Origin of the sequence: Neorhizobium galegae (genome assembly GCF_017877135.1) — a bacterium.
Classification (GTDB): domain Bacteria; phylum Pseudomonadota; class Alphaproteobacteria; order Rhizobiales; family Rhizobiaceae; genus Neorhizobium; species Neorhizobium galegae_A.
In genome coordinates this window covers 318,564-333,247 of sequence record NZ_JAGIPH010000003.1, presented here as the reverse complement: position 1 = coordinate 333,247, position 14,684 = coordinate 318,564, and the positions used below count along the sequence as shown (strand labels likewise).

The following is a 14,684-nucleotide window of genomic DNA, read 5'->3' as shown; positions in this document are numbered from 1 at the left end:
GAAGCGCGGTCCAAAGCCCTTTGGGAGGCCTGCAGCCGCGGCTGCAGGCGCGGCATCAACAGTCCCGGCGTTCCCCTCTGCATACAGACGCCATGCGCCGTTGCGAATCGCCGGGCGGTGTCCTGCACGGATTGATCCTGCAAGGTAAGCGGGCGCGCCCGGCCTCTCAGAAATACTGGATGGAGACGCGAAACAGCTGCTCGACGTCCTTGACCGCCTTTGACGTGGCAAACAACACGACCCGGTCCTTGGCGCGGATGCGGGTATCGCCGCTTGGACGCAGGACCGTTCCATTGCGCATGATGGCGCCGATGCGGATGCCGGCCGGCAGATGGAGTTCGCGAAACGGCCGCCCAACCAGCGGGGACGTGTCCAGCGCCTCGGCCTCGATCACTTCGGCTGCGCCGTTCTGTACCGCATAGACCGAGCGGATGCGCCCCTTTCGCACATGCTGGAGAACGCGCGAAATGGTCACGGCGCGCGGATTGATCAGCGAATCGATGTTGAGCGAGCCGCTCACCTCGCCCAGCGACGACGAGTTGACCAGCACGAGGTTCGACTTGCAGCCAAGCGCCTTGGCCATGGCGGCACTCAGGATATTGATCTGGTCGCTGTTGGTCAGCGTCACCATCAGGTCCGCGTCCTGGATATCGGCCTGCTGGAGAATGTTCTGGTCAAGCGCCGAGCCATGCAGAACGATGGTATGGCGCAAGTGCTCGGAGACGGCCACGGCCCGGTCACGGTCGCTCTCGATGATCTTGATGCGTGTCTTCGGCTGCATTTCCTCGATGCGCCGCGCAACATAGGTGCCGATATTGCCGGCGCCGGCGATGATGATGCGACCGGCCTCCTGCTCCTCGTGGCCGAAGAGGCCGAGCGTGCGGCGCGTATGGTCGCGCTGGCAGATGACATAGGCAAGATCGCCGGCCTGCAACTGGTCGGCCGAGCGCGGCACAAACAGGCGCCCCTGGCGATAGACGCCGACGACCGTGGCAATGAGATCCGGAAACAGCTGGCTCAATTGCTCGAGCGGCGTGCTGATGACCGGGCAATCCTCCATGCATTCGATCGCCACCATGGCGATATGGTCGTCGGCAAAACGGGCCACATCGGTAGCGCCGGGGAAGGAGATGCGCCGCAGAACCATCTTGCCGACCTCGATTTCCGGCGAGATGGTGACGTCGATCGACATGTTCTTGCTGCTGAACAGGTCGGCATATTCGGGCAGGAGATAGCTCTGGGAGCGGATGCGGGCAATCTTCGTCGGCACGCTGAACAGGGCATGGGCCACTTCGCAGGAAACGATGTTCACCTCGTCATACAGCGTGACGGCAATGATCATGTCGGCCTGCTCGGCGCCTGCTTTCGCCAAAACATCCGGATGGGCCCCGTGGCCGACATAGCCGCGCACATCGAGCGTCTCGGTAATGGCATTGATCAGCGTGGCCGAGGTGTCGATCACCGAAACTTCGTTGTCTTCCTGCGAAAGACGTTCGGCGATCCCGTAGCCCACCTGGCCCGCGCCGCAGATGATCACCTTCATGGCGTTTCCCCAAAAGGCCGGCGCTTGGGCGACACGGCGTCCGCGATGCGCATCAGACGCCGAGCGACTTCAACTTGCGGTGCAGGGCCGAACGCTCCATTCCGACAAATTCCGCCGTGCGGGAAATATTGCCGCCGAACCGGTTGATCTGGGCGACCAGATAATCGCGCTCGAACATTTCGCGTGCCTCGCGCAGCGGCAAGGTCATGATGTGATGATCGCCCTTGCCCGACATTTTCGGCAGCATGTCGCCAAGATCGGTCGGCAGCATGTCGGCGGAAATCGGGGTGTCGGGGCCATCGGTGCGGGCCAGAATCATCAGCCGTTCGATATTGTTGCGCAGCTGGCGGATATTGCCCGGCCAGTCATGCGCCTGCAGCACGGCCATGGCGTCGTCGCCGATCTTGCGCGGGCGGATGCCGGCCTGTTCGGAGATCTGGCGCATGAAGCCATCGACGAGAAAGGGAATATCCTCGCGCCGCTCGGCCAGTGCCGGCACCTTGACGGGCACGACGGCGAGGCGGTGATAGAGATCCTCGCGAAAGATCCCCTCGCCGATCAGGCTTTCGAGGTTGTAGGCGGTGGAGGAAATGATGCGCACATCCACCTTTACCCGCTTGTTGCCGCCGAGCCGCTCGAACTGCTGGTCGACCAGCACGCGCAGGATCTTGTTCTGCGTCTCGCGCGGCATTTCGCCTACCTCGTCGAGGTAGAGAATGCCGCGATGGGCCTCTTCCAGCGCACCGATCTTGCGCGGCTGGCCGGGGCCGCCTTCAGTGCCGAACAGCGCCATTTCCATGCGCTCGGGCGTGATCGTTGCGGCATTCAAGGCAACGAACGGACCTGCCGCCCGCGAGGAGCGACGGTGGATCATACGCGCCACCAGTTCCTTGCCGGAGCCGGAGGGCCCGAGAATCATGATGCGGCTGTTGGTGGGCGAGACCTTTTCGATCGTCTGGCGCAACTGCGAGATCGCAACGGAGGTACCGACCAGTTCGGCCGCATCGCCGGTGCGCTTCTTCAGTTCCGTCACCTCGCGGCGCAGCTTGGAATTTTCGAGCGCCCGCTCGGCAATCAGGATCAGCCGGTCAGCCTTGAACGGCTTTTCGATAAAGTCGAAGGCGCCGCGCTTGATGGCCGAGACGGCCGTCTCGACATTGCCGTGGCCGGAGATCATCACAACCGGCAGGTCCGGATGGCGCGCCTTCACCTCGTCCAGCAGCGCCAGCCCGTCCAGCTTGCTCCCCTGCATCCAGATGTCGAGGAAGACGAGACGCGGCACGCGGTCAGAAATCGCCGCCAGCGCACTGTCGCTGTCATGGGCAACGCGCGTCTCATGGCCTTCGTCGGACAGAATGCCGGAGACGATGTCACGGATGTCGGCCTCGTCATCCACGACCAGAATATCAGACGCCATAGGACACTTCCTTTTCATTGTCTGTTTGGGGTGCCTCTGCCGCCCGGGGATGCGGCAGAATCACCCGGATCATGGCGCCTTTGCCATGATCGAAATCGGCAGGCGCATCGTGCAGTTCGAGCTGCCCGCCATGTTCCTCGATGATTTTCTTGACGATGGCCAGGCCAAGGCCCGTGCCCTTTTCGCGCATCGTCATATAGGGCTCCAGGATACGGTGGCGGTTTTCCACCGGCAATCCCTTGCCATTGTCGATCACCTCGACCTTGAACTCGTCGCGCGTCTCGTCGAAGGCGGCGCGCACCAGGACGCGGCGCCCGTCGCGCTCCTCATCGCTCGCCACGGCTTCGATCGATTCCACCGCATTCTTGATGAGATTACCAAACGCCTGGCCCAGCATGCGCGAATCGAACAGGCCCTCCAGCGGCTGATCGCCGAGTTCGCGCTGAAACGTGACGTGGCTGGTGCCCATCTCCCGCAGAAAGATCGCGTCGCGCACGATGTCGCGCAGGTCGGCCCGTTCCTTGGCGGGTTTCGGCATGCGCGCAAAGGCGGAGAACTCATCCACCATGCGGCCGATATCGCCGACCTGTCGCACGATCGTATCGGTGCACTGGTCAAACACGGCGCGGTCGCTCTCGTCGATCTGCTTGCCATAGCGGCGCTTCAGGCGCTCGGCCGACAGCTGGATGGGGGTGAGCGGGTTCTTGATCTCGTGGGCGATGCGGCGCGCGACATCGGCCCAGGCGGTGGAGCGCTGGGCGATCACCAGGTCCGTGATGTCGTCCAGCGTGATCACGTAGGATTCGGTCGAGTTGCGCTGCTCTTCGCGTGTCACCTGCACCGACAGCGTGCGCTCCTTGCCGCCGCGCATGAGGTAGACCTCCTTGCGGAAATCGGCCCGCGCGCGCCCGGTTGCTTCCTTCAGCACCTGGTCGATTTCGGGCGCTACCTCCGACAGCGGCTGGCCGAGCAGTTCGGCGGCAGGAAGCGCCAGAACGTCTTCGGCGGATGGGTTGACGATGGTGATCCGGTTGTCGTCCTCGACGCCGATCACGGCCGCCGTCACGCCGGACAGCACCGCCTCGATAAAGCGGCGCCGGTCGTCGACCTCGTCCTTGGCAACGAGGATTTCGTCGCGCTGGCTGCGGATCTGCGAGATCATCTTGTTGAACGTTCGCGACAGGTTGCCGACATCGCCATCGGCCGAGCGCACCGGCACGACGACGGAAAGATTACCGGTCGCCACGCTGTCGGCGGCGCTGATCAGGAGGCGGATTGGGCGCACGATGCGGTCTGCGACGGCAATGGCAGTCCAGATGGCGGCCAGAAGAACGATCAGCGCAAAGCCCAGATAGAGCACGGCAAACGCCACCTGCAGGCTCATCCGGCCCGCTTCCATCGCCTGGTATTCGGCGCGGTTGTCCTCCATCAGCCGCATGGCGGCCATCACCTTCGGATCGACGGCGCGGATCGTGTAGAGGAAGGCACCGGATATCGCATCGAGCCGGATGATGGCGCCGACGAGGTTCGTCACGCCCGGCGGGATCAGCGTCGGCTGCCCGGCTGCGGAACTCGCCAGTGCATCCTTCGGAATGGCCGGCAGCGGCCGCTCGGTTTTGATATCGGCCTGGGCAATCGCGGTTCCGTCCTCGCGCACCAGAAAGGCGCCGAGCAGGCCGCGGCCGCGGGCCTGGCGGGTCATCAGGTCGATGAAGCCGGTCCGGTCGAGGTAGAACATCGGGCGGTTGCGCTCGAGGTCATTGGCCATCGAGACGGTCTGGCCCTGCAGGTAGCTGGCGTTTTCCAGCATATAGGCCTGCGCGACATCGAGCGAGGACTGCACGATCGACTGCGTGCGCAGCGAAAACCAGCGATCAAGACCGACATTGAGGGTGAGGCTGGCAAAGATCGCGACCAAGACGGCCGGCGTGATCGCCACGAAGGAAAACAGCACGACGATGCGCACATGCAGCCGGGCCGCCGCCCTGCCCCGCCGGCGCGCCTTCAACAGCCGGCCGACCTCGCGGGCAATCAGGTACAGGAGGCCGAGCACGAACAGTGCGTTGAGAACGGCCGAGGCAATCACCACATTGGTGGTCGGTGCAATCGGCGTCAGGCCCAGCAGCACCAGCAGGGTGAAGATTGCACAGGACAACGCGCCACCAGCCAGCAGCAGGCCAGGCAGGGCAAACGACGCCCTGCGGTCCTGCACCAGCATCGCCGGATCTTCTCCGGCGTCGGTTGCCAAGTCGTCTGTCATTCCGAAATCCACTCCTGATCCCGCAGGACGCGGGATCTATGCACGTCACCGGCCGCACTCGCCGACCGTAAAGCCGAGAACCGACCATGGCGCTGCGTGACTATTGAGCAACGCATTGTGGCGAAAATGCAACGAAGATGGTCTTGGTGTCAAGCAGCAAAGGCTCACGTACCGCGCGAACTGCGGTACACGGAGACGCCCAACTCGCGGATTTTCTTGCGCAATGTATTGCGGTTGAGGCCGAGAAGATCCGCCGCCTTGATCTGGTTGCCACGGGTGGCGGTCAGGGCAGCGAGGATCAGCGGATACTCCATTTCGGTCAGCACCCGGTCGTAGAGGCCGGGCGGCGGCAGGTTGTCGCCAAAGCTTGCGAAATAGCTGCGCATGTTCTCCTCCACCGCCTGCGCGATGGTGAGATTGCCGGAACGGGCGCCCATCTTGTCAATGGGGCTGTCGGGCACGTCGGAACGCAGCTCCGAATCCATGATCTCGCGCGTAATGACTTCCTGTGGATAGAGCGCCATCAGGCGGCGCACGAGGTTTTCCAGTTCGCGCACATTGCCCGGCCAGGCATAGGCCTTCATCACATCCAGCGCTTCATTGTCGAAACGCTTGGCATCGAGGCCTTCCTTTTCGCCGAGCTGCATGAAATGGCGCACCAGATCGGCGATGTCTTCGGCGCGGTCGCGCAGCGGCGGCAGGCGCAGTGGCACCACGTTCAGGCGATAATACAGGTCCTCACGGAACAGACCCTGATTGATCAGCTGCTTTAAATCCTTGTTGGTGGCGGCGACGATTCGCACATCGGTGCGGATCGGCGTGCGTCCGCCAACGGTGGTATATTCGCCCTGCTGCAGCACGCGCAGAAGCCTGGTCTGCGCATCCATCGGCATGTCGCCGATTTCGTCGAGGAAGAGCGTGCCGCCTTCGGCCTGCTCGAAACGGCCGGTGGAGCGATTCTGCGCGCCGGTGAACGCGCCCTTCTCATGGCCGAACAGTTCCGATTCGATGAGGTCGCGCGGGATCGCCGCCATGTTGATGGCAACGAACGGGCCGTTGCGGCGCTTGCCATAGTCATGCAGCGCGCGCGCCACCAGTTCCTTGCCGGTGCCCGACTCGCCGGTGATCATCAGCGTCAGGTCCGTCTGCATCAGGCGGGCCAGCACGCGGTAGATTTCCTGCATGGCGGCGGAGCGGCCAACCAGCGGCATGCCGTCCTGCATGTCGTCATCGAGCTTGGCCGGCTTGCGCTTCGGCTCGGCCAGCGCCCGGCCGATAATGGCGATCAGCTCGGTGAGGTCAAAGGGCTTGGGCAGATAGTCATAGGCGCCCTTTTCCGAGGCCTTGATCGCCGTCATGAAGGTGTTCTGCGCGCTCATCACCAGAACCGGAAGCTCCGGCCGGGACTTCTTGATGCGGGGCAGAAGGTCGAAGGCGTTCTCGTCGGGCATTACCACGTCGGTCACCACCAGATCACCCTCGCCGGCCGAAATCCAGCGCCAGAGCGTAGCAGCGTTGGAGGTGATGCGGACATCGTAGCCCGCGCGGGTCAGCGCCTGGTTCAGTACGGTGCGGATGGCCGCGTCGTCATCGGCGACAAGGATCGTAGCGGTCATTTCAAGTTTCCTGTCGTGTTCAAGCTGCGGCCATCATCGGGGTAGCCGTCATCCTTGTGCATGGGCATCAAAACGCGGAAAATCGTACGGCGGGCCTGGCTGTCGCATTCCACGATGCCACCATGGGCGCCGATGATCTTTGCAACGAGGGCAAGGCCAAGGCCCGAGCCATTGGTCTTGGTGGTGATGAAGGGATCGAAGAGGTGCGGCAGGAGATCGCTCGGCACGCCCGGTCCGTTGTCGATCACGCAGAATTCGAGCGGCAGCGAGATTTTTTCGCGGGTGCCGGCAACCGATAGCCGGATACCGGGACGATAGGCGGTCGTCAGCATGATCTCGCCATCCTGCTGGTCGCCGATCGCCTCCGCCGCGTTCTTGATGAGGTTGAGAAACACCTGCACGAGTTGGTCGCGATTGGCATAGACCGAGGGCAGCGAGGGGTCGTAGTTTTCCAGAATCTTGATGTCTCGGGCAAAGCCGGCCTTGGCGATCGCCTTCACATGGTCGAGCACCGAATGGATGTTGAGCGGCAGGCGATCCACCGGGCGTTCGTCGGAAAACACCTCCATGCGGTCGACCAGCGAGACGATGCGATCGGTCTCGTCGCAAATCAGCCGCGTCAGCGAGCGATCCTCGTCGGGTACGACGGTTTCCAGAAGCTGGGCGGCGCCGCGAATGCCCGACAGCGGGTTCTTGATCTCATGCGCCAGCATGGAGGCAAGGCCCGTCACGGAGCGGGCAGCAGCGCGGTGCGTCAGCTGGCGGTCGATCTTGTCGGCCATGCTGCGTTCCTGGAACACCACCACCACCGAGCCCGGCTCGCTGACGACGGGGGCGACATAGAGATCGACCAGCTTTTCCTGGCCAAGCCGAGGCGAGGACAGATCGACGCGGTATTCGTTGACCGGCGCGCGACGGTCGCGCACCTGATCGATCAGCGCCAGAAGCGGACTGCCGAAGGGGATGAAGGTGGAAATCTTGTTGCGCGCCAGATGCGCGGCACTCGCGCCAAAAAAGGCTTCCGCCTCCCAGTTGGCGAAGGCAATGCGCCCGGTGTCGTCGACGAGGATGACCGGGTTCTGCACCGAGTTCAAGACCGCCATGGCCAGCGGATTGTTGCCGCTGCCATCGTGCGAGGTCGTGCTCATGCTGCCTCCCTGCTGGCATTGCCGGCCCCTGTGGCAATCGCGTCCCAGAGGGTGCGCGCAACCACGGCGGCATTTTTCTCCGTCATCAGTGCTGCCTTTCGTTCCGCCGGAAAATCCGGCGCACAGCGGTCGAGATACCAGCCCACATGCTTGCGGGCATGGCGAAGACCGGCTTCGTGTCCATAAAATTCAAGCATCGATTCGTAGTGTTCGCAGGCGATATCCGCTCTTTGGCGAGCCGCCGGCAGGGGATGGCCGGCAAGCACGCCCGGATGCCATGGACGCCCCTCCGCACCACGGCCCAGCATCACGGCATCGGCGCCGGAGCGGCGAACGATCTCATGCGCGTCGCCAAGCGTTTCCACGTCGCCATTGGCAACCAGCGGAATGGCAATCACTTCGCGCACGCGGGCAATCGCATCCCAGTCGGCGCGGCCCTCGTAAAATTGCATGCGGGTGCGGCCATGCACGGTGATCATCGATACGCCGGCCTGTTCGGCGCGGCGGGCAATCTCCGGAGCATTCAGCGAATTCTCGTCCCAGCCGAGCCGCATCTTGACCGTGACCGGAACCGATACGGCAGCCACCACCGCCTCGATCAGCGACAGCGCGTGGTCGGGATCGCGCATCAGGGCCGAGCCGGAATAGCCGCCGGTTACCTTCTTGGCCGGACAGCCCATGTTGATGTCGATGATATCGGCTCCGTGCGCTTCCACGATCCGGGCAGCCTCTGCCATCCAGTAGGCTTCGCGCCCGGCAAGCTGTACCATGTGCGGGCGGATGCCGGTGCCCTTCAGACGCTCCCATGATTCGCCGCGATTGTGGACAAGCTCGCGGCTCGCCACCATTTCGGTCACCACCAGCCCTGCCCCGTGGCGCCAGGCAAGCTGGCGGAAGGGCAGATCGGTCACGCCCGACATCGGCGCAAGCACCACGCGATTGCGAATGGCGACGGGCCCGATGGCAAAAGGACTGGCAAGATCCGGAGAATTCAAGTGATGATCTTTCGGGCACATGAGATTTCTGCACTATTTTTATTCACAGATTGTGCGTTTGCCAAGAGCAATTCCCAAACTGCGTTATTTCTGAGCGACGTGCTGGAAATGGGCGTTTTGAGTCTATAGTTCTGCCCCTGTCAACTCATCACGTCCCGCAATTCCGCCAATCCCATCAGTTAGCGACCCCGGCAGGCAGTTTCATGACAATCGGCATCGTTATCGTGGCAGCAGGACGCGGAGAGCGCGCCGGCTCGCCGGAGGAAGGCCCCAAGCAGTATCGCCGCATCGGCGGCGAGGCGGTGATCCGCCATACGCTGAGGCAGTTTCTCACCTGGCAGCGCTCCGGCCCCATCGTAGTGGTGACCCATCCCGATGACGGCGCGCTGTTTGCCGATGCGGTGCTGGATTTGCCCGGCGCGCACGCGCTGATCACCACGCCGGGTGGGGAAACGCGCCAGCAATCGGTGTTTGCCGGCTTACGGGCGCTCTCCAAAACCTCGGCAACGCATGTGATGATCCATGATGCCGCCCGGCCCTTTGTCGATCACGCGCTGCTTGAGCGGATTGCCGAGGCCTTCGACGCAGGCGAAGACGCCCTTCTGCCGGCGATGGCTGTCACCGATACGCTGAAGCGGGCGGGTGTCGATGGTGTCGTGCATGAAACCGTGCCGCGCGCCGGGCTTTATGCGGCCCAGACGCCGCAGAGCTTTTCGCTTTCGGCCATTCGCGCCGCCCATGAAAAGGCCGCCGCGCTCCGGCGGGACGATTTTACCGACGATGCCTCGATTGCCGAATGGGCCGGACTGACGGTCCGGCTGATCGAGGGCTCACCCGACAATGTGAAACTGACGATCAAGCGAGACCTTGCCATGGCCGACGAAAAACTCTCCGCAGCGCCGCAGCTGCCCGATGTGCGCACCGGCAATGGCTATGACGTGCATCAGCTGGTGCCGGGCGACGGCGTGACGCTCTGCGGCGTGTTCATTCCCCATGACCAGAAGCTCAGCGGCCATTCCGATGCGGATGTCGCGCTGCATGCGCTGACCGATGCGCTGCTTGCCACCTGCGGCGCCGGCGATATCGGCGATCATTTTCCCCCTAGCGACATGCAGTGGAAGGGGGCGGCCTCCCGGATCTTTCTGGCACATGCGGCCGATATCGTGCGCCAGCATGGCGGCATCATTACCAATGCCGATATTTCGCTGGTGGCGGAAGTGCCGAGGATCGCGCCGCACCGCGAGGCCATGCGTCGCAATCTTTCCGAAGTTCTCGGCATTTCCCTCGACCGCTGTTCGGTGAAGGCCACCACCAACGAAAAGATCGGCTTTATCGGTCGCAAGGAAGGCATTGCAGCGATTGCCACGGCAACCGTCGTTTACGGCGTGCTGAAGCCATGAGCCTGTTTCCCGCCACCATCGAGACGCTGGCTGAAGAGGTCATCCGCCTTTACGCGGCACGCGGCTGGCAGGTGGCGACGGCCGAATCCTGCACCGGCGGGCTGATTGCCGGGGCGCTGACAGGCGTTTCCGGATCGTCTGCGGTGGTTGACCGGGGTTTCGTCACCTATAGCAATGCGGCAAAGCAGGAGCTGATCGGTGTCGATACGGCAACGCTTGCCACCTATGGCGCGGTGTCGCGCGAGACCGCACTGCAGATGGTCCGGGGCGCGCTCTGGCGCTCGCGCGCGACGGCCGCGGTCGCCGTCACCGGCATTGCCGGTCCCGGTGGCGGTTCTGCGGAAAAGCCGGTCGGTCTTGTGCATATCGCCGCGATGACGAAATCCGGCGCCCTCCTCCACCGCGAGATGCGCTACGGCGATCTGGGGCGCAACGCCGTGCGTCTTGCCACGGTCGAGACGGCGCTCAGCCTGCTCGTTTCCCTTGCTCAAGCATAAATGTTGTAGGCGCGGGCTTCGAACGCCTCGGCAAACATGCGGAATGCCCGGTCGAACATCGAGCCCATCACGGCGCCGAGAATGCGGCTCTTGAACTCGTAGTCGATGAAGAAATCGACCACGCAGCCCTCCGGCGTCGGCGAGAATTGCCAGCGGTTGTCGAGATACTTGAACGGACCCTCGATATATTTGACGTCAATCGTCAACTCGGCCGGATTGAGCAGGACCTGGGTCGTAAACGTCTCGCGGATCGCCTTGTAGCCGACGGTCATGTCGGCCACCAGCAGCGTCTTGCCGTCGCGCTCCTTGCGCGAGCGCACGCTCAAACCATCGCAAAGCGGCAGGAACTCGGGGTATTTCTCGATATCCGCCACGAGCGCGAACATGTCTTCTGCGGAATGCCGGACGGGGCGGTGATTTTCAAACTTTGGCATGGCACTGAGCTAGTGGGCGTAAGAGGGATTGGCAAGTGGCAGTTGGTCGCGCGTCGCTTGGAGTTTTTCTAGAGAGCCCTAATGCGAATTTAACTTTTATCACCAAGAATTGTGGCACACGTTTCGCGCAGAACGCCACGTCCGGTTGATGGATGATCAGCCGGCATGCCTGTCCGCGTGACAGACGCGAAGCCGGCGGGCGTAAGCCTGTCGAAGAGCAATCGGCATATCCATGCGACCAAACAATGCGGCAAGAATGACGGACGATTTCACCCAGGTTATGCGACTGCTCGAATCCGCCCGGCAACTGGCTGAAATGAACAATCTGTCGATGCTGGTCTATCTGGTGGAGGTCGCCAAGGCGGAGGCGCGCAGCCACCGCTTCGAACTGCGCGAGCGCAAGCGCGGCCAGATCGTCACCGACGACTAGGCCTATTCGGCCGCTACCAGCAGCTTCTTCTCGCGTGCCGCCTTCAGACGGGCGAAATCATCGCCGGCATGGTGCGAGGAGCGGGTCAGCGGGCTTGACGAGACCATCAGGAAGCCCTTCGTATAGGCCACCGTCTCGTAGGACTTGAACTCTTCCGGCGTGACGAACTTTTCCACCTTGTGGTGCTTGCGCGTCGGCTGCAGATACTGGCCGATCGTCAGGAAATCGACGTCTGCGGTGCGCAGGTCGTCCATCAGCTGCAGCACTTCGTTGCGCTCCTCGCCAAGGCCGACCATGATGCCGGACTTGGTGAACATGGTCGGATCGAGTTCCTTCACCCGTTGCAGCAGGCGCACCGAGTGGAAATAGCGCGCCCCGGGCCGCACCGTCAGATAATTGCCGGGCACCGTTTCCATATTGTGGTTGAAGACATCGGGCTTGGCGGCCACGACGCGTTCCAGCGCGCCCGGCTTCTTCAAAAAGTCCGGCGTCAGGATTTCGATCGTCGTCAGCGGCGAGGCCGCACGGATCGCCCATATCACCTTTTCGAAATGCTCGGCGCCGCCATCGTCCAGATCATCGCGGTCGACGGAGGTGATGACGACGTGGCTGAGGCCCATCTGCTTGACGGCCTTTGCGACGTTTTCCGGCTCGTCCTGGTCGAGCGCGTTCGGTTTGCCGGTTGCCACATTGCAGAAGGCGCAGGCACGGGTGCAGATCTCGCCCATGATCATGAAGGTCGCGTGCTTCTTGTCCCAGCACTCGCCGATATTTGGGCAGCCGGCCTCCTCGCACACGGTCACAAGCTTGTGGCTGCGCACCAGTTCACGGGTCTCCTGGTAGCCCTTGGAGGTCGGCGCCTTGACGCGGATCCATTCCGGCTTGCGCATCACCTCCGTATCGGGGCGGTGCGCCTTTTCCGGGTGGCGGGCACGCTTGGTCTCGTCGGCGGGCGAGATCCTGTCAAGAATTGTAACCATGACGAATTGCTTTCCTGACCGCTTCGGGCGGCTTTAGCGTCTCACAAGTTTGGCGACAAATAGCAGAGCGCAGGCGCCGATGAAACCGGTGACCAAACCACCCCAGGCACCGGGCTCCACCCATATGCCGGCACGCTCCAGAATGGCGGTCGCCAGGGCCGCCCCGACAACGCCGATGACGATATTCATGAAGACGCCGAAGCGCAGATCCATCAGCATGCCGGCCAGCCAGCCGGCCAGACCGCCAATGATGATCGTTCCCAAGAAGCCCAAGCCTTCCATGATCGCCCTTTCCGTATGTGCATGTTCCATATGGCCCCTGCGGAACCAAATCGCAATGCATGCCGTGATGGAGCCCGGATGAGAGACGAACGCCCTTCATCCTCAGACACCACCGTCTTCCCGCCTTGCCGGAAAGACCGGATTCTTATCTTTCCTCACGCACCGGCGCATCCTCGCGCCGGGTCTGCGGATATGTCCGCCCTCAGGCGTTCAAGACCTTGCCATAGGCGTCGAGCACGCTTTCCTTCATCATTTCCGACAGCGTCGGATGCGGGAAGATGGTGTGCATCAGCTCTTCCTCGGTCGTCTCGAGGTTCATGGCGATGACAAAACCCTGGATCAGTTCGGTGACTTCCGCGCCGACCATATGCGCGCCGATGAGTTCGCCCGTCTTCCTGTCAAAAATGGTCTTCACCATGCCCTGGTCCTCGCCCAGCGCGATCGCCTTGCCGTTGGCGGCAAAGGAATAGCGGCCGACGCGGATGTCGCGGCCTTCCGCCTTGGCCTTGGCTTCCGTCAGGCCGACCGAGGCGACCTGCGGGTTGCAATAGGTGCAGCCGGGGATCTTCGCCTTGTCCATCGGGTGGACGCCCGGAACGCCGGCGATCTTTTCAACGCAGATGACGCCTTCGTGCTCGGCCTTGTGGGCCAGCATCGGCGGACCGGCCACGTCGCCGATCGCATAGAGGCCCGGCACGTTCGTCTTGCCATAGCCATCGATGACGATGCAGCCGCGATCGGTCTTTACACCGAGCGCTTCAAGGCCGAGATTTTCGATATTGCCCTGCACGCCAACGGCCGAGATCAGGCGATCGGCGGTGATCGTCTGGGTCTTGCCGTCCTTGGTCTCGATATGCGCCGTGATCGAATCGGCGCCCTTCTCGACCTTGGACACCTTGGCTTCGGTGATGATCTTCAGGCCGCGCTTTTCCAGCTGCTTTCGGGCGAAGGTGGAGATTTCCACGTCCTCGACCGGCATGATGTTCGCCATCAGTTCAACCACCGTCACATCGACGCCCATGGAGCGATAGAAGGAGGCAAACTCGATGCCGATGGCGCCTGAGCCCATGACGACCATGGATTTTGGCATGAAGTCGGGCTTCATCGCCTCGAAATAGGTCCAGATCAGCTTGCCGTCCGGCTCGATGCCGGGCAGCGCCCGCGGGCGGGCACCGGTTGCAACGATGATATGCTTGGCCGTGTAGGTGCCCTCGCCCAGCACGCCCTTCGGCACCGGGTTCTGCGGCTGAACGACCGGCTTCGTCATCGGGCCGACCACGATCTCGCCGGGCTTGGTCAGCTTTGCTTCGCCCCAGATCACGTCGATCTTGTTCTTCTTCATGAGGAAGCCGACGCCGCCGTTGAGGCGTGCGGAGACGCCGCGCGAGCGGGCCACGACATCCTTCACATCCGCCGTCATCGAGCCGTTCAGCGTCAGGCCGAAGGATTTTGCATGATTGGCATGATCCAGGATCTCGGCGGAGCGCAGCAGCGCCTTCGTCGGGATGCAGCCCCAGTTGAGGCAGATGCCGCCCAGATGCTCGCGCTCGACGATGGCCGTCTTCAGCCCGAGCTGGGCTGCCCGAATGGCGGTGACATAGCCGCCCGGACCCGAGCCGATGATGATGATGTCGTAGGACTGAGCCATGGCGCTTCCACTCCTTGGATGATCTCGAAATACG

At 62.8% G+C, this 14,684-nt stretch carries 13 protein-coding genes; 3 read left to right on the top strand and 10 right to left on the bottom strand.

Features of this window, described 5'->3' with window-relative positions; translation table 11 throughout:
* Positions 1–166: 166 nt before the first annotated feature.
* The 6 genes from trkA to dusB all read right to left on the bottom strand — a co-directional run bounded on the left by trkA (position 167) and on the right by dusB (position 9,000).
* Positions 167–1,543 carry a Trk system potassium transporter TrkA gene (gene trkA / locus J2858_RS11795; protein WP_210105000.1) on the bottom strand — a complete coding sequence of 459 codons (1,377 nt, stop codon included), beginning with the start codon at positions 1,541–1,543 and terminating at the stop codon, positions 167–169.
* Positions 1,544–1,595: 52 nt separating this feature from the next.
* On the bottom strand, positions 1,596–2,960 hold the full coding sequence (locus tag J2858_RS11790; RefSeq protein WP_210104999.1) for a sigma-54-dependent transcriptional regulator: 1,365 nt from the start codon (positions 2,958–2,960) through the stop codon (positions 1,596–1,598).
* Positions 2,950–5,220, bottom strand: coding sequence for a sensor histidine kinase NtrY-like (locus tag J2858_RS11785; protein WP_210104998.1), 2,271 nt, complete (start codon positions 5,218–5,220; stop codon positions 2,950–2,952). Before J2858_RS11785 ends, J2858_RS11790 begins: the two co-directional genes overlap by 11 nt.
* A gap of 164 nt (positions 5,221–5,384) precedes the next feature.
* A complete protein-coding gene (gene ntrC, locus J2858_RS11780) occupies positions 5,385–6,836 on the bottom strand; it encodes a nitrogen regulation protein NR(I) (protein WP_210104997.1) in 1,452 nt (483 codons plus the stop codon).
* Entirely contained in the window at positions 6,833–7,984 is a 1,152-nt protein-coding gene (locus J2858_RS11775) for a two-component system sensor histidine kinase NtrB (RefSeq protein ID WP_210104996.1), read from the bottom strand. Before J2858_RS11775 ends, ntrC begins: the two co-directional genes overlap by 4 nt.
* Positions 7,981–9,000, bottom strand: a complete 1,020-nt coding sequence (dusB, locus tag J2858_RS11770; protein WP_210104995.1) for a tRNA dihydrouridine synthase DusB — start codon at positions 8,998–9,000, stop codon at positions 7,981–7,983. Before dusB ends, J2858_RS11775 begins: the two co-directional genes overlap by 4 nt.
* Positions 9,001–9,182: 182 nt before the next feature.
* Here dusB and J2858_RS11765 point away from each other — a divergent pair, with 182 nt between their 5' ends.
* The gene (locus J2858_RS11765; RefSeq protein ID WP_210104994.1) at positions 9,183–10,379 is read left to right on the top strand and encodes a bifunctional 2-C-methyl-D-erythritol 4-phosphate cytidylyltransferase/2-C-methyl-D-erythritol 2,4-cyclodiphosphate synthase; all 1,197 of its coding nucleotides are present in this window, start codon (positions 9,183–9,185) and stop codon (positions 10,377–10,379) included.
* Positions 10,376–10,876: a CinA family protein gene (locus tag J2858_RS11760; RefSeq protein ID WP_210104993.1), complete on the top strand. Its 501-nt coding sequence runs from the start codon at positions 10,376–10,378 to the stop codon at positions 10,874–10,876. The genes J2858_RS11765 and J2858_RS11760 overlap by 4 nt, the downstream gene beginning before the upstream one ends.
* Here the strand turns inward: J2858_RS11760 and J2858_RS11755 are convergent.
* Positions 10,867–11,310, bottom strand: a complete 444-nt coding sequence (locus J2858_RS11755) for a type II toxin-antitoxin system RatA family toxin (protein WP_210104992.1) — start codon at positions 11,308–11,310, stop codon at positions 10,867–10,869. The two genes, J2858_RS11760 and J2858_RS11755, sit on opposite strands and share 10 nt — an antisense overlap.
* Before the next feature lie 256 nt (positions 11,311–11,566).
* On the opposite strand from J2858_RS11755, the gene J2858_RS11750 reads away from it, so the two are divergent.
* Positions 11,567–11,740, top strand: a complete 174-nt coding sequence (locus J2858_RS11750) for a hypothetical protein (RefSeq protein WP_210104991.1) — start codon at positions 11,567–11,569, stop codon at positions 11,738–11,740.
* 2 nt (positions 11,741–11,742) lie between these two features.
* Here the strand turns inward: J2858_RS11750 and lipA are convergent, their stop codons facing one another.
* The 3 genes from lipA to lpdA all read right to left on the bottom strand — a co-directional run bounded on the left by lipA (position 11,743) and on the right by lpdA (position 14,650).
* Positions 11,743–12,720, bottom strand: a complete 978-nt coding sequence (lipA, locus tag J2858_RS11745; protein ID WP_210104990.1) for a lipoyl synthase — start codon at positions 12,718–12,720, stop codon at positions 11,743–11,745.
* Positions 12,721–12,753: 33 nt separating this feature from the next.
* On the bottom strand, positions 12,754–13,002 hold the full coding sequence (locus tag J2858_RS11740) for a GlsB/YeaQ/YmgE family stress response membrane protein (protein WP_210105238.1): 249 nt from the start codon (positions 13,000–13,002) through the stop codon (positions 12,754–12,756).
* 202 nt (positions 13,003–13,204) lie between these two features.
* Complete coding sequence (gene lpdA / locus J2858_RS11735; protein ID WP_210104989.1) at positions 13,205–14,650, bottom strand: dihydrolipoyl dehydrogenase; 1,446 nt, start codon at positions 14,648–14,650, stop codon at positions 13,205–13,207.
* Positions 14,651–14,684: the final 34 nt, after the last annotated feature.